This is a genomic window from Noviherbaspirillum autotrophicum (genome assembly GCF_000818395.1).
Taxonomy (GTDB): Bacteria; Pseudomonadota; Gammaproteobacteria; order Burkholderiales; family Burkholderiaceae_D; genus Noviherbaspirillum; species Noviherbaspirillum autotrophicum.
In genome coordinates this window covers 4,946,147-4,961,501 of sequence record NZ_JWJG01000028.1, presented here as the reverse complement: position 1 = coordinate 4,961,501, position 15,355 = coordinate 4,946,147, and the positions used below count along the sequence as shown (strand labels likewise).

The window sequence follows — 15,355 nt, the reverse complement described above, 5'->3', positions numbered from 1 at the left end:
AGGGGAAATGAGATGGAGACAAGCAGACCTTGGTTGACCGATTACCCGCCGGGTGTCCCGGCCGAGATTGAGCTGGCGGATTGCTGCTGCGTCAACCAGATGTTCGAGACGGCTTGCCGTCAATACGCGGACTTACCGGCCTTTACGAACATGGGGCACACCCTGACGTACGCCGACCTGGAGCGGCTGTCGCGCGCCTTTGCCGCCTTCCTGCAGTCACTGCCCGGCATGGAGAAGGGCGCGCGCATCGCGCTGATGATGCCCAACTTACTGCAGTATCCGGTCGCCATCTTCGGCGCGCTGCGGGCCGGCCTGATCGTGGTCAACGTCAACCCGCTCTACACCGAGCGCGAGCTGGAACACCAGTTGAAGGATTGCGGCGCCTGCGCCATCGTCGTGCTGGAAAACTTCGCCAGCAAGGTGCAAAAGGTGCTGGCGGCAACCGCACTGCGCCACGTGATCGTCACTGGCGCGGGCGACATGCTCGGCCTGCCGCGGCGGCTCCTGGTCAATTTCGCCGTGCGCCACGTCAGGAAGATGGTGCCGCCGTGGAGCATTGCCGGCGCCGTCTCCTGGCGTCACGCGCTGCGGGCCGGCGCGACGATGACGCCGCCTGCGATCGGGGTGGGCCGGGACGACATCGCCTTCCTGCAGTACACGGGCGGCACCACCGGCGTATCCAAAGGTGTCATCCTCAGTCACGCCAATGTCGTTGCCAACGTGCTGCAATGCCGCGCATGGATAGGCGGCACCCTGCGCGAGCGCGAAGAAATCGTGCTCACACCGCTGCCCCTGTATCACGTGTTTTCGCTGGTGGCCAATTGCCTCACCTTCATGACCATCGGCGGCCTCAACGTGCTGATTACCAATCCCAAGGACTTGCCAGCCTTCGTCAAGACGATGCGGGCCTATCCATGGACCGTCATGACCGGGGTGAACACGCTCTACAACGCGCTGGCCAACACGCCCGGCTTCGGCCCGGACTGCGCGCGCTCGGCGAAACTGTCGATCGGCGCCGGCGCGGCCATGCTGCGCCCGGTGATGGAGCGCTGGACCTCGCTTGTCAAGGGAACCATGATCGAGGGCTACGGGCTGAGCGAAGCGACCGCCGGCGTCTGCATCAATCCGCCGCACCGACCGCGCCTGGGCGCGGTCGGCATTCCGATCCCGTCGACCGAAGTGCGGATCCGGCGCGACGACGGCAGCATCTGTGCGCCGGACGAAGCGGGCGAAATCGAGGTGCGCGGGCCGCAGGTAATGCGGGGCTACTGGAACCGACCGGCGGAAACGGCCGACGCGCTGTCCCCCGAGGGCTGGCTCAGGACCGGCGATATCGGCACCATGGATGCCGATGGTTGGGTCAGCATCACCGACCGCAAGAAGGACATGATCATCGTCTCCGGCTTCAACGTCTATCCCGCCGAGATCGAGGCGGTGGTGGCGGCCCATCCCGGCGTGCTGGAAGCGGCCGCCGTCGGCAGCGCCGACGCGCACTCCGGCGAGGCCGTCAAGCTGTTCGTGGTGAGGAAGGACCCGCAGCTGAGCGAGCACGAGCTGCTCGCCTACTGCCGCGCCAATCTCACCGGCTACAAGATTCCGCGCCAGATCGAATTCCGCGCCGAGCTGCCCAAGACCCCGATCGGCAAGATCCTGCGGCGCGAACTGCGCGGCGGGTAAGGGCGCCGACTGATTTCTTGCCTTTGCGTGACAGGCCTTGCACGCATGTCCATGGCAGTTCGACAAGGCCTACATCAACCTTCACGGAGACCCCCATGACAGTCAACGACCTGATCAAGAAGATGCCGCAAGCGCTCAATCCGAACGCCGCGAACGGCATGCAATCGACCATCCAGTACAAGATATCGAACCCGATGTATCTCGTCATCGACGATGGCAAGTGCAGCGCGCACGAAGGCATGGCGCCTTCGCCCGACGTGGCGCTGACGATGACCGACGATAATCTGATGGCCATGCTCAAAGGCGAGCTCAACGGCATTTCCGCCTTCATGAGCGGCAAGCTGAAGGTGGAAGGCGACATGATGCTGGCGCAACGCATGCAGACCATGTTTGACACCAGCAAGCTGGCATAGACGCCATTCCGCTCCCCGCTACAGTGGCGGCGGGGAGCCATGACGGGTTTGCAAGCCCGTCAGGCTATGCCGTCACGCATTCGCCGCAAGCTCGATCAAGATCCGCCCTGGCGCAACCTGGTCGCTGACCTGGACATAGACGCCTGCCACAGTGCCGTCGAGGGGCGCCACGACGCTATGTTCCATCTTCATCGCCTCGATCACAAGCAGCGTCTGGCCGATCTTCACCGCCTCGCCCTCCTGCACCTGCACCGACACCACCTGCCCATTCATTGGCGCGCCGATGCGCCCGCTGGCGACACTGGCACTCTCGCGCCTTGCAGGCGCATAGGTGTTGTCGGTGACGCGATGCTCCACGCCGTCGAGCACGAAGAACAGGTCTTCCCCCGCCCCCGCATGGCAGACCCGATAGGTTTGGCCGTCGAAATGAAACGTCGCTTCGTTGGCGGTCGCATCGGATACGCCGATCTCGCTGCTGCCGCTGCCATCGGCAACGTGCCAGCGCTGATTTTCCAGCGTGGTCACATGCAGTTCCACCGCCTCGCCGTCGAGCAGCAAGCGGCATAGCTGCGGATAGCGCCAGCTGCTGGACCAGCCATGCAGCTCGCCCGGATAGCGCGCCGCGCCGGTACCACGGCGATGCAGCGCCAGCGCCGCTGCCGCAATGCGTCGGGTCGCCGGATCTGCGGGCGCAGCGGCGTACTGTTGCGGCGGGAAATGCGTTTCGATGAAGGCAGTGGTGGCACACCCGGCGGCAAACGCCGGATGCGCGATGCAGCGCGCCAGGAACTGGCGGTTGCTTTTCACGCCGAGCAGCGCGCATTCGTTCAATCCGTACGCGAGCCGGCGCAGCGCATCGTCGCGGTCGCTGCCGTGCGCCACCAGCTTGGCCACCATCGAGTCGTAATAGGGCGAGATCGTCAGCCCGCTTTCCAGCGCATGGTCGCAGCGCAGCGACGAGGGCGCGCGCCAGTAGGCGACGGTGCCGCTCTGCGGCAGAAAATTGTCGTCGGGGTCTTCCGCGCACAGCCGCACCTCGATGGCGTGGCCGCCGGCGGCCAGCCGCAGGTCGATGTCGTGCTGCGTCAGCGGCAGTGGTCTGCCCTGCGCGACCAGCAGCTGCCACTCGACCAGGTCGACTCCGGCGATCGCTTCCGTTACCGCGTGCTCGACCTGCAGCCGCGTATTCATTTCCATGAAATAGAAATTGCCTTCGCGGTCGAGCAGGAATTCCAGGGTGCCCGCGCCGACGTAGCCAATGGCCCTGGCCGCCGCGACGGCCACCTCGCCCATGCGCGCGCGCAACTGCGGATTCACCGCCGGCGACGGCGACTCTTCGATCACCTTTTGATGGCGGCGCTGCACCGAGCAGTCGCGTTCGCCCAAGTGGACAACATTGCCGTGCATGTCGGCAAATACCTGGATTTCGATGTGGCGTGGCTCGATGATCGCTTTTTCCAGGATCAGTTCGTCGCTGCCGAAGGCGTTCGCCGCTTCCGAGCGGGCCGAGCGCAGCGCTGCGAGGAAATCGTCGGCGTGCCCGACGCGGCGCATGCCGCGCCCGCCGCCGCCGGCGGCCGCCTTGATCATCACCGGGTAGCCGATGCGCGCCGCCTCTTCCTGCATGCGCGCCTCGGACTGGTCCGCGCCCTGGTAGCCCGGCACGCACGGCACGCCGGCGTCCGTCATCAGGCGCTTGGCGCCGGCCTTGTTGCCCATCGCATCGATGGCGTCGGCGGAAGGGCCGACGAAGGCCAGGCCGGCAGCCGTGCAGGCGCGCACAAAATCGGCGTTCTCGGCAAGAAAGCCGTAGCCGGGATGGACCGCATCGGCGCCCGCGCGCCGGGCCGCCTCAACCAGCGCCGCGATGTTCAGGTAGGATGCCGCCGGTTGCGCCGCGCCGATGGGCAGCGCGAGATCGGCTGCCCGCACATGCGGCGCGCCACGGTCGGCATCGGAATACACGGCGAGCGTGCGCACGCCGAGGCGGTGCGCGGTGCGCATGATGCGCAGCGCGATTTCGCCGCGGTTGGCGATCAACATCAAATGAATGCGTTTGTCAGTCATGGGAGGTGCGCGAATGGTTTCGACGGGCAGCGGCGGGAGCGGCGCTGAATGCGCTTAATGCAGTTATTGCGCTGACTTTTTCTTTCCCGGCAAAATCCCCATGTATTTGGAGATGATGCCGAGCATGATCTCGTCCGCGCCGCCGCCGATCGACGTCAGGCGGCCGTCGCGATAGAAGCGCGACACCGGGTTTTCCCAGGTGTAGCCCATGCCGCCCCAGAACTGCAGGCAGGCATCGGGCACGGTGCGCGCCAGGCGCCCGGCCTTCAGTTTCGCCATCGACGCCAGCTCGGTCACGTCCTGCCCGCCGATGTACAGCTCGCAGGCGCGGTACACCAGCGCGCGCAAGGATTCGACCTCGGTCTTCAGCTCGGCCAGCTTGAAATGCACCCACTGGTTATCGATCAGCGGCATGTCGAATACCTTGCGTTCGCGCGCATACTCGATCGTCATGTCGATGCAGTTGAACATCGCCTGCGTCGCATTGGCCGCGCCCCACATGCGCTCTTCCTGGAACTGCAGCATCTGGTAGATGAAGCCCTGTCCCTCCTCGCCGATGCGGTAGCGCTGCGGCACGCGCACCTCGTCGAAGTACAGCAAGCCGGTGTCGGACGAATTCATGCCGATCTTCTTGATCTTCTTCGCCACCGAAATGCCGCGCGTCTTGAGCGGCACGACGATGAGCGACTTGTTGGAATAGCGCCCACCGTCGGAGGTGTTTGCCAGCAGGCAGATCCAGTCGGCCTGCAGGCTGTTGGTGATCCACATCTTGCTGCCGTTGATGACGTAGTCGTCGCCATCCTTGCGCGCGGTCGTGCGAATCGACGCCACGTCGGAGCCGGCACCCGGCTCCGATACGCCGACGCAGGCCACCATCTCGCCTTGAATGGCCGGCGCCAGAAATTCCGCGCGCAGCGCATCCGAGCCGAAGCGCGCCAGCGCCGGCGTGGCCATGTCGGTCTGCACGCCGATGGCCATCGGCACGCCGCCACACTTGATGTGGCCGAGCGTTTCTGCCATGGCAACGGAATACGAATAGTCGAGCGCCAGGCCGCCATACTCGGCCGGCTTGGACACGCCGAGAAAGCCCTGCTGGCCCATCTTGCGGAAAAGCTCCTTGGCCGGGAAGATTTCGGCTTCCTCCCATTCGTCGACAAACGGGTTGATCTCGTTGTCGATGAAGCGTTTCAGGTTGCGCTTCAGTTCATTGTGTTCGTGGGTGAATTGCATTGCCGTCTCCTGTTATCGATTTATGGTCGCGCCACGCCGAACTGCACCGGGCACAGTGCGCGTTTGCGGCTTTCTTCGCATACCGACAGCGCCACCGCCAGCACGCGGCGCGTGTCGCGCGGGTCGATCACGCCGTCGTCCAGCAGGCGCGCCGAGATATGCGACGCGCTGGTCTGCTTCTCGAAGGTGTCGATCACCATCATGCGCATGGCGTCGATCGAGTTCTTGTCCACCTCGAGCCCCTTGCGGCGCATGCTGCCTTCCATCACGATCGCCATCGTGTTGGCCGCCTGTTCCGGGCCCATCACCGCGGTGCGCGCATTCGGCCAGGTGAAGCAAAAGTCGGGGAAGAAGCCGCGCCCGCACATGCCGAAATTGCCGGCGCCGAAGGATGCGCCGCAGTGCACGGTAATGCGCGGCACGCCGGCATTGGACATGGCCTGGATCATCTTCGAGCCATGCTTGATCATGCCGGCCTGTTCGGACGCCTTGCCGACGATGAAGCCGGTGGTGTTTTGCAGGTAAAGCAGCGGCGTGCCCGACTGGCAGCAAGCCTGGATGAAGTGGGTGACCTTGTTGGCGCCGGCCGGGTCGAGCGGGCCGTTGTTGCTGATGATGCCGACCCGCATGCCACAGATCGCCGCATGGCCGGTGAGCGTTGCGGGACCGTAGTCCGGCTTGAATTCAAGGAAGTCCGAATCGTCGACGATGCGCGCGATGACTTCGCGCATGTCGAGCGGCTTCTTGTGGTCGGTCGAGGCGATGCCGAGCAATTCCTCGGCGTCGTGGCGCGGCGGCGCGTAATCGCGAACGTGCGGCGGCAGGTCGCGGTTCCAGTCGAGCGACGCCATCAGCTCGCGCGCGATGCGCAAGGCATCGGCGTCGTCTTCGGCCAGGTATTCGGCCAGGCCCGAGGTGGCGGCGTGCATCTCGGCGCCACCCAATTCTTCCTCGGTCGCCACTTCGCCGGTGGCGGCCATCAGCAAGGGCGGACCGGCCAGGAAGGCGCGGCCCTGGTTGCGCACCATGATCACATAGTCGGACAGGCCCGGCATGTAGGCGCCGCCGGCGGTGCTCGGGCCGTGCACCACGGTCAGCACTGGCAAGCCGGCCGCCGACAGGCGCGCCAGCCAGTAAAAGCCGCTGCCGCCCAGCACGAAGGTTTCCACCTTGTAGTTGAGCAGGTTGGCCCCGGCGCTTTCCACCAGATGGATGAAGGGCAGCTTCTGGCTCAGCGCGATCTGCTGCGCGCGCTGAAATTTTTCCACGCCCATCGGCTGCACCGCGCCGGCATCGATGCCGGCGTCATCCACCGCGATCATGGCGCGCACGCCGCTCACATAGCCGATGCCGATGACCACGCCGCCGCCGGGGATCGATTTCGCGGGATCGGTCTTGTCGAGGCAGAAGCCGGCCAGCGTCGACAGTTCGAGAAAGGGCGCGCCGGGGTCGAGCAGGCGGCCGAGCCGGTCGCGCGGCAGCAGCTTTCCCTTCTTTTCAAAGCGTTCGCGTGAGGCCGCCGACTTGTCGCGCGTGCGGCGTTCCAGCGCGCGCAGCTGTTCCACCTGCTCCAGCAACGCGGCGCGGTTTTTCTGGAATGTCTCGCTTTGCGGGACGATGCGCGAGGCGATGGCGGGCATTATTCCGGCTCCCGTTCGGCAAGCACCTTCGGCTGGCGCGCCAGGTGAAAACCGCTGAAGGCAGGCGTGGAGCGCTCGGATTCGAGCGGAAAGCCGAGCCGCACATTGGGGCGGCCGCCATCCACGCGCAGCACGGCGCCGGTGACGAAGGATGCCGCTTCGGACAGCAGGAAGACGATGGCCGCCGAGATTTCCGATTCCGTTGCCATGCGCTGCAGCGGCACCTGCTTGCCAGCTTGCAGGATGATCTCGCGCATCTGCGGGGGATAGGCGTCCAGCCCGGAAGAGGCGACGTAGCCGGGCGCGACCGCGTTGACGCGCACGCCGTACCTCGCCCACTCGAAGGCGGCCGTTTCGGTGAAATTGATCATGCCGGCGCGCGCCGCGCCCGAATGGCCCATGCCGGGCATGCCGCCCCACATGTCGGCGACCATGTTGACGATGGCGCCGCCGCGCTTTTGCATCGACTGGTTCAGGCATTCGCGCGCCATCAGGAAGCCGCCGGTCAGGTTGGTCTGCACCACCGCTTCCCAGCCCTTGCGCGAGATATCCTTCAGGAGCGCCGGGAACTGGCCGCCGGCGTTGTTGACGAGCGCATCGATCCTGCCGTGGGCCGAGACGATCTGCGCGATGAGCGACTGTACCGCTTCTTCTTCGCGGATATTGCAGGGATAGGCCTGGGCGAGGCCGCCGCTGTCGGCGATTTCGGCAGCGACTGCGGCGAGCTTTTCCGGCGTGCGCCCGACCAGGGCGACGGTGGCGCCCAGAGCCGCCAGCTCGTGCGCGGTGCAGCGTCCGATGCCGCTGCCGCCGCCGGTGACGATCACGACCTTTTCGGCAAACAGGCCGGGGCGAAAAATCGAGCGATACATGGTGCCTCTCCTTGTGCTGGTTTTCAGGCCCATCCGAGCTGGCGCGCGGCCAGCTCGTTGAGCACGTCCTCGGCGCCGCCGCCGATCATGTTGACCTTTACTTCGCGGTAGATGCGCTCGGATTTGGTGCCGCGCATGAAACCCATGCCGCCGAGCAGCTGCACCGCGTTGTCGGCGCAGAACTGCATGGTTTGCGCGGCGAAGTTCTTGAGCATGCAGATTTGCGCAATCGGCGCCTCGTTGCATTCGATACGGTGCGTCATGTCCTCGATCAGGGCGCGCGTGGCTTCGATGCGCGTGGCCATCTCCACCAGCTTGTGCCGCACCACCTGATGCCCGACCAGGCGCTTGCCGAAGGTGGTGCGCGCGCCGGCCCAGTCCGATGCCTCGTCTAGGCAGACCCGCGCGAACCCATAGGCTTGCCACGCGAGCGAAAGCCGTTCGCGGTTAAAGTTCAGCATCAGCAGCGGAAAGGCGGCGTTTTCCTGGCCCAGCAGGTTGGCGACCGGCACCCGGCAATTGTCGAAGTGCAGTTGCGCGGTGTCGGAGCACCACCAGCCCATCTTTTTCAGCGGCGTGCGGGTCAGGCCCGGCGTGTCGCCTTCGACCAGCAAGGCCGACACGCCGGCGGCGCCCGGCCCGCCGGTGCGCGCCGCGACGGTGAGGTAATCGGCGCGCATGCCGGAGGTGATGAAGGTCTTGCTGCCGTTGAGGACGTAGTATTCGCCGTCGCGCTCGGCGCGCAATGCGAGGTTCGCCACGTCCGAGCCGCCGCCGGGCTCGGTCACGGCCAGCGCGCTGATCTTCTTGCCCGACAAAATCTGCGGCAGCACGCGCGCTTTCAGCGCAGACGAGCCGCCGGCGACGATGGGCGGCGCGCCGATGGTGTGGCTGAACAGCGATGCCAGCAGGCCGCCGCAGGCGGTGCGCGTCAGTTCGTCGACCACCGCCATCGCATGAAACAGCGTGCCCGGCGTGCCGCCGAACTGCTCCGGAAATCCGAGGCCGAGCAGGCCCAGCTCGGCGGCGCGGCCGTACAAGGCGCGCGGGAATTCGCCCGCCTCTTCCCAGGCATCGACATGCGGCAGCAGCTCCCGGTCGACGAAGCGGCGCACCGTTTCGCGCAGCGCCTGGTGCTCTTCATTGAAGTGCCGCGACGGCGGCAAGGCTTGATACATGCGTTCCTCCCTGGCCTGGTGGCGGCCGTTCTATTGTCCGGTCCAGTTCGGCTGGCGCTTTTCGATGAACGCGGACAGCCCCTCGCGGCAATCCTCGGTCAGCGCCGCCAGTCCGATCTGGCTTTCGGTAAATGCGATCGAGGCCTCGAACGGAAGCGCCTCGATCTGCTTCATCGTGTACAGCGCGCGGCGGATCGCCGACGGCGACTTGTCCAGCAGGCGCCCCAGCAGCCAGTCGAGCTTCGCATCGAGGTCGCCGTCGGCCAGGTGGTTCACCAGCCCGTATGCCAGCGCCTGTTCGGCATCGATGGTCGCGCCGGTGATGCACATCTCGGTCAGCACGCGGCGCGGCAGCTGGTGCTGCAGCACCGACAGCACCTGCGCTGGAAACACCCCCACCTTCACTTCCGGCAGCCCGAACACGGCCGCGCGGCTGGCCACGGCCATGTCGCACATCGCCAGCAAGCCCATGCCGCCGGCCAGGCAGGCGCCGTTGACGCGGGCGATGATCGGGGTCACGCAGCGGCGCGCGGCGCGCAGCAAGTCGGCCAGCCACTGATAGGGTTGCGCATAGTCGAAGCGGAAAGACGGCTCGCGCAGGTCGGCGCCGGAACAGAACGCGTTCTCGCCGGCGCCGGTGAGGACGATGGCGCGCAGCTGCCTGTTGCGGCCGGCATCTTCCAGCGCCTGCCGGATGCCGGAAAGCACGGCGGCATTAATGGCATTGCGCCGCTCCGGGCGGTGGATGGTCAGCCACATCACGCTCCCGCGTACTTCCACCAACAAGTCGTCGCTCATGCATTCCTCCGTGCGATGTGGTTTCGATCGAGCTTCGCCGGCGCCGGTCAAACATCGGTACGACAGCCGGGCGATGAACGGATAATAAATCAATCGCTTGATTGAATAAAGGCGCGGATGAAAAAATTTTCAAGGCAATCGACGACTTGTGATGTACGTCAACCCTTGCCGCCTGTCCCGACATTGAGGAAAAACAATCATTGCAGCGAATTGATGAAGCGATTAGTATTCAAGCAAGCGATTGAATTAATATGGGCGCAGGCCGGGCAGCGTGCCCGCAGTCTTCAGAAAGGAACGACATGAACCAGAAAGCGATCATCACCTGCGCGCTGACCGGCGTGCTGACCGACCCTGCCCAGCATCCGGTGCCGGTCACGCCGGAACAGTTGGCGCGCGAAGCGAAGGCGGCCTTCGACGCCGGCGCCACCGTCATGCATGTGCATTTCCGCAGCCAGCAGCCGGGCATGGGCCGCCTGCCGTCGTGGGAGCCGCAGGTCGCCAGCGATATCGCGCAGGCGATCCGCGAAGCCTGCCCGGGCGTGATCTTCAACCAGTCCACCGGGGTGGTCGGCCCCGACATCGAGGGGCCGCTGGCCTGCATGCGCGCCATCCGTCCCGAGATCGCGGCCTGCAACGCGGGCTCGCTGAACTATCTGAAGGTCACTTCCGCCGGGACGTGGGCCTGGCCGCCGATGCTGTTCGATAATCCGGTCAAGAAAATCGATGCCTTCCTGGCGGCGATGCGCGACACCGGCACCTTGCCCGAATTCGAATGTTTTGATGTGGGTATCGTGCGCTGCGTCGACATGTACGTGAAAACCGGCATGTATCCGGGACCGGCGCACTACAACTTCGTCATGGGCGTGGAGTCGGGCATGCCGGCCGATCCCGTGCTGCTGCCGGTGCTGACCGGCCTGATTCCGCGCGACGGCGCCTGGCAGGTGACGGCCATCGGGCGTGCCAATATCTGGCCGCTGCACCAGCGCGCCGCCGACCTGGGCGGGCACTTGCGCACCGGCCTGGAAGACACGTTCTATCTGCCCGATGGCAGCAAGGCGAGTTCGAATGCGCAACTGGTCGAAGCGCTGGTGCAATGCGCGCGCAACGCCGGGCGGGAAGTCGCGAATGTCGACGAGGCGCGGCGCATGCTGGGCCTTGCGTCGGCCGAAACGGCGATTGCATAGGCAGCGCAAACTATTCGCGCTTTACAATATGCGGATCCGACACTTCCTTTCGCCATGAGAGTGCAAAGAACAATGACCAGCACGAAGACGACGCCTGCGCGGGCCAAGGCGCCCCAGACAGGCATGGAACCGGCGAAGACGCCGCGCGGGCGGCGCGCCGAAGCTTCCGCGAGCGAAGACGACAGCCGTCGCAACGAGCTGATCGCGAAATCGGCCAAGCTGTTCCGTGAAAAAGGCTATGAAAAGACCACCGTGCGCGATATCGCCGCGGCTGCCGGCATGCAGGCCGGCAGCTGGTTCTATCACTTCAAGACCAAGCATGACATCCTGGTGGCGGTGATGGAGCAGGGCCTGACGCGCTCGCTGCAGGATATCGAGGCGATCGCGGCGCAGTCGCTGCCGCCGCGCGAGGCGTTCCGCCAGCTGGTGACGACGCACCTGAAGACGCTGCTCGGGCCGAACAACCACTTCATCGCGGTGCTGCTGTACGAATCCCGTTCGCTCGACAAGTCCGCGTACGGGAAGATCACGGCGCTGATGGGCCGCTACGAGGCAATCTGGGACGAGGCCATCGATGCGCTGCACCGTTCCGGCGACTGGACCATGCCGACCAAGCTCGACCGCCTGCTGCTGTTTGGGGCGCTGAACTGGACGGCGCAGTGGTACCGGCTGGGCGCCGGCATCTCGATCGAGGAGCTGGCGGAGCAGGCGATCACGTTCATCCTGCGCAGCGCGCCCAAAAAGCGCGGCAAATAGCGAGGGTCCTGAGCGGGAGGGCCGCCGGGAGGTGCGCGCCATCGCGGGTGTCAGCCGCGCAGCAGCGCCACGGCTTTCCCGATCGGCATCGGGTGGCCGAGGAAGTGCCCCTGTGCCTTGGCGACCCCCAGTTGCCGCAGCGCGTCCAGCTCCTTTTCCGTTTCCACCCCTTCGGCAATCAAGGACGCACCGGTATCTTCGGAAAAGCGCACGAAGGCCGCGATCAAGGCGCGCCGCGCCGGATCGCTGTCGATGTTCTTGGTCAGGCTGCAATCGAGTTTGATGCGGTCCGGCTCCAGTTGCAGGATATGGCGAAAGCTCGCGTAACCGGCGCCGGCGTCGTCGACGGCCAGCTGCAACCCGTGCGCCCGGATCGGGCGCAGCACGTCGGCGATTTCCTGGTAGCGGTCGACGGCGGCATGTTCGGTGATTTCCAGCGTGACCCGTTCCAGCGGGATGTCCCGGAAAATATCCGGAAACGCCGGGCTCAGGATGGTTTCAGGAGAAATGTTGACCGAGACATAAACTTCCGGTGTGAACTCTTGCAAGCCGCGCAAGCCGAGCCCGATCGTCTTGGCTTCGAGCGCAATGCCGAGCCCGACCGCATGGGCTTCGTGGAAGAAGACATCCGGCGGCCTGTTGTGCATGTCGGTAAAACGGGACAGCGCCTCGAAGCCGACCACCTTGCGATTGGCCAGGGTATAAATCGGCTGGAATACCATCGACACGCCATTCTGCGTCAAGGCGATGCGGATGCGTTCCTCGATTTCGCGCTGTTGTTGCGCTTCCAGGCGCTCGCGGTCGATTTGCTTGGCAGCCATTTCTGCGCACACATGCATCAGGGCCAGATCGCGTTCGTTCAGGGAGCGGTCCGGCATATGGCTGTAGCAGCAGAATGTGCCGTACACCGAGCCATCGGCCAAGCGTATCGGCGCGGCGATATAGGATTTGATATCGAGTTCCTGCGTTACCGGCAATGCCTTCGCCATAGGGAAGTCGTCCACGTCCGGAATTAGCTCAGGCAAGCGGCCATCAATAATGCGCTGGCAATAGGATGCTTCCAGCGCATCGCCCTTGTCGCAACATACCGGGCAGTCGCTCTCGTCGGTATCGACGTAGCGGAACTCGCGCCGCCCATGCGCGAACTCCGACAAGAACGCGACATCCATGCCGAGATGTTGACGCAGCAGATGAATGATGTCGGGCAAGGAAGTGTTGCCCGCGGTATTCGTCGAGCCAAGCGGTTGCACGAGCATCAGATTGGGTAAAGTCATGGCCGTTCTGATTTTTGAGCCGGTGATTGCGAAGACGTATGGGCGTCGCTGGGTCAATTGAGGTTGACCCTATCGCAATCCCGGCAGTTCCTGTTTTCGGACATATCGTTGCGTCTTGCGGCGCTATTACAGTTTGGCCGCTTCCTTCGGCAGCCAGCCCAGCACCGGCGCGTGCAGGCTCTGGATATACAAGCGTTCCGCCGTTTCGGTGACGCCCGTCGTTTCCGGGTAGCGCCCGCTCGGGTCTTGCAAATCGGCGACGATCTCTCCCGCTTCGTTAAACGCGATCACATGTCCGTACGCGGGCGGCACCGGCCACAAAGCCTGAGGCAGCCGCAATGCCACCTTGCGCATGAACGGCTTGCCTGCCAAATCGTCGGCCGCCGCGCCGCGCGGCTTGGCAAAACCAGCCCAGATCCGGCCATTCATGCCGCGCATCAGGTTGTCCGGATAGCCGGGCAGGTTGGCGAGCAGAATGCGGGCCTGTGCATCGCCACCCGCTTCTGCGATTTGCTTCGCGCTTACATTGCGTGCCTGTGTGGAAATCTTCCAGATCCGGTATTCCCCCGTTTCTGCCACGAACAGCGAGCGCCCGTCGCTGGACAAGGCAATGCCGTTGGCAAACGACAAGTCGTTCATCACCACCTCGGTCTTGCCACTGGACGGATCGTAGGCCAGCACGCGACCAGTCGACAAATGCTCGATGATGTCGAGCACGCTGGCATGGAAGGTGCCGCCCCATTGCGCCGGGCCGAAGCGGCGTGACGCATCGGTGAAATAGATCTTGCCATCCTGGGCCACCACGACCGCATCGGCGTAGCGAATCGGATCGGTGTGGCCGTCCACGTCGACGTGATCGGCCAGCACCGCGATGCGGCGCTGCGGAGCGGCATCGATAGCCAGCAAGCCGCGCACCGCATCGACAGCGATCAGGCGGCCGAGCGCGTCGAAATCAAAGCCAAGCACGCGCCCGCCAGTGCGCGCCCAGACTTCGCGTGCCGTGCCGTCGGCATTCATGCGGAGAATCTTGCCGCCGGCTACCGCCGCATACAGCTTGCCGTCCGGGCCGATGGCCACATGTTCGGGGCCGGTCTCGTCGCCGATCGAGATGTGCTGCATGCCGGTCAGCCGCTGATTGACGCCATACGCGCCGACGTAGCCGGCATCCTTGGGCGCGCTCCAGGCAACGGGCTCGATCGGCACCGGCGCCAGCCCGAGGTAGGCCAGCAGCGACAGGACGAGGAAAAGCAGGGCGGTAAGCGCTTTGCGCAGCATGGCGTCTCCTTTTTATTGTGATTGAAGTTGTTATATTTTCATCTTTGCTGACCAGTGTAGGCACATGGTGCATGGTTGGCAACATTGCAGTGCAGTGATCTTGATGGCACTAACCGCAGTGAGCCGGGTCAGACAGGACAGAAGAGGCGATCGGGCCGTGGCGCGGTGGCGCTCGCTTCAGCGATCATGCAACGGAGAATGATGATGGGACAGACACTGGTACGCGCTTATGACCATTTCACGGATGCGCAGGGGGCACGCGAGGCGCTCCTGGGTTCCGGGTTTGCGCCCGACAGCGTGCACCTTGACTCGATCATGGACGAAGCCGGGCCGGTCGAGGGTAACGGCGTGATCGATACCAAGGACATGGGAAGGGGGCCGGGCAGCAAGCCCGGACCCTTCATCATGAGCCGCGAAGTGCGCACCGACGCCTACAATAACGCCGATCCGGTATGGCGCGGCACGTTCGTCCTGACGGTCGATGCGGATGACGAACGCCAGCGCAGCCTGGCATCGGACATCATGGAGCGCTACGCCGCCGATGCCGGCGGCCTGCCGCCGCGCGGCAGGAGTTGATGGGCCTGACGGAGGCGCCAGAGGCGCTACTGCCGGATCAGCTTGTGCACGTCCACATCGACCGCCAGGACGTCATAGCTTCCCTCGCGGTAGCCGCGCCCCTGCGCCACGCGGTGTGCCTCGTCCATGCTCAGGAAATGCCCGGCCTGGTCTTCATGGTCGGTCAGGGATACATCGTCGGCGAATGGATACAGGTATCCATCCCCGGTCTTCACGATATACGCATGCATGATTTTCCTCGTGAGCCTCGCGCTGTCGCACGACATACCAACTGCGCGCAGGAATGACAGGACAGCAACATTGTTCTTTCGACTGCGGCGGCCAAGGCAAGTTCGGGCAAGCAGGTATTGAACGTCGGCATTTCATCCCGACATAACAGGCAGTTGCCTGTCCTGCCGACATTTTCCCTTTCAAT

At 64.7% G+C, this 15,355-nt stretch carries 14 protein-coding genes; 5 read left to right on the top strand and 9 right to left on the bottom strand.

Annotated elements, in window-relative coordinates; genetic code table 11:
- Positions 1-12 precede the first annotated feature (12 nt).
- Positions 13-1,677, top strand: coding sequence for an AMP-binding protein (locus tag TSA66_RS24380; RefSeq protein ID WP_040041891.1), 1,665 nt, complete (start codon positions 13-15; stop codon positions 1,675-1,677).
- 95 nt (positions 1,678-1,772) lie between these two features.
- A complete protein-coding gene (locus tag TSA66_RS24375) occupies positions 1,773-2,090 on the top strand; it encodes an SCP2 sterol-binding domain-containing protein (protein ID WP_040041890.1) in 318 nt (105 codons plus the stop codon).
- A gap of 72 nt (positions 2,091-2,162) precedes the next feature.
- Here the strand turns inward: TSA66_RS24375 and TSA66_RS24370 are convergent, their stop codons facing one another.
- The 6 genes from TSA66_RS24370 to TSA66_RS24345 all read right to left on the bottom strand — a co-directional run bounded on the left by TSA66_RS24370 (position 2,163) and on the right by TSA66_RS24345 (position 9,875).
- Positions 2,163-4,157 (bottom strand): acetyl/propionyl/methylcrotonyl-CoA carboxylase subunit alpha, encoded by a 1,995-nt coding sequence (locus tag TSA66_RS24370; protein WP_040041889.1) that lies wholly within the window; start codon positions 4,155-4,157, stop codon positions 2,163-2,165.
- A 63-nt stretch (positions 4,158-4,220) separates the two neighbouring features.
- Complete coding sequence (locus TSA66_RS24365; RefSeq protein ID WP_040041888.1) at positions 4,221-5,387, bottom strand: acyl-CoA dehydrogenase family protein; 1,167 nt, start codon at positions 5,385-5,387, stop codon at positions 4,221-4,223.
- Between the two features lie 20 nt (positions 5,388-5,407).
- Positions 5,408-7,027: an acyl-CoA carboxylase subunit beta gene (locus tag TSA66_RS24360; protein ID WP_040041887.1), complete on the bottom strand. Its 1,620-nt coding sequence runs from the start codon at positions 7,025-7,027 to the stop codon at positions 5,408-5,410.
- Positions 7,027-7,899 (bottom strand): SDR family oxidoreductase, encoded by an 873-nt coding sequence (locus TSA66_RS24355; RefSeq protein WP_040041886.1) that lies wholly within the window; start codon positions 7,897-7,899, stop codon positions 7,027-7,029. Before TSA66_RS24355 ends, TSA66_RS24360 begins: the two co-directional genes overlap by 1 nt.
- Before the next feature lie 23 nt (positions 7,900-7,922).
- Complete coding sequence (locus TSA66_RS24350; protein ID WP_040041885.1) at positions 7,923-9,077, bottom strand: acyl-CoA dehydrogenase family protein; 1,155 nt, start codon at positions 9,075-9,077, stop codon at positions 7,923-7,925.
- Positions 9,078-9,107: 30 nt separating this feature from the next.
- The gene (locus TSA66_RS24345; protein WP_040041884.1) at positions 9,108-9,875 is read right to left on the bottom strand and encodes an enoyl-CoA hydratase/isomerase family protein; all 768 of its coding nucleotides are present in this window, start codon (positions 9,873-9,875) and stop codon (positions 9,108-9,110) included.
- 299 nt (positions 9,876-10,174) lie between these two features.
- On the opposite strand from TSA66_RS24345, the gene TSA66_RS24340 reads away from it, so the two are divergent.
- Positions 10,175-11,059, top strand: a complete 885-nt coding sequence (locus TSA66_RS24340; RefSeq protein WP_040041883.1) for a BKACE family enzyme — start codon at positions 10,175-10,177, stop codon at positions 11,057-11,059.
- A gap of 72 nt (positions 11,060-11,131) precedes the next feature.
- Positions 11,132-11,815, top strand: a complete 684-nt coding sequence (locus TSA66_RS24335) for a TetR/AcrR family transcriptional regulator (RefSeq protein ID WP_040041882.1) — start codon at positions 11,132-11,134, stop codon at positions 11,813-11,815.
- A 50-nt stretch (positions 11,816-11,865) separates the two neighbouring features.
- Here TSA66_RS24335 and TSA66_RS24330 read toward each other — a convergent pair whose 3' ends face one another.
- On the bottom strand, positions 11,866-13,089 hold the full coding sequence (locus tag TSA66_RS24330; RefSeq protein WP_040041881.1) for an EAL domain-containing protein: 1,224 nt from the start codon (positions 13,087-13,089) through the stop codon (positions 11,866-11,868).
- A 126-nt stretch (positions 13,090-13,215) separates the two neighbouring features.
- Positions 13,216-14,364: an SMP-30/gluconolactonase/LRE family protein gene (locus TSA66_RS24325; protein WP_040041880.1), complete on the bottom strand. Its 1,149-nt coding sequence runs from the start codon at positions 14,362-14,364 to the stop codon at positions 13,216-13,218.
- A 186-nt stretch (positions 14,365-14,550) separates the two neighbouring features.
- Between TSA66_RS24325 and TSA66_RS24320 the strand changes: the two genes are divergently transcribed.
- Positions 14,551-14,940: a hypothetical protein gene (locus tag TSA66_RS24320; protein WP_157691778.1), complete on the top strand. Its 390-nt coding sequence runs from the start codon at positions 14,551-14,553 to the stop codon at positions 14,938-14,940.
- A gap of 26 nt (positions 14,941-14,966) precedes the next feature.
- Here the strand turns inward: TSA66_RS24320 and TSA66_RS24315 are convergent, their stop codons facing one another.
- Positions 14,967-15,170 carry a hypothetical protein gene (locus TSA66_RS24315; RefSeq protein ID WP_040041878.1) on the bottom strand — a complete coding sequence of 68 codons (204 nt, stop codon included), beginning with the start codon at positions 15,168-15,170 and terminating at the stop codon, positions 14,967-14,969.
- Positions 15,171-15,355: the final 185 nt, after the last annotated feature.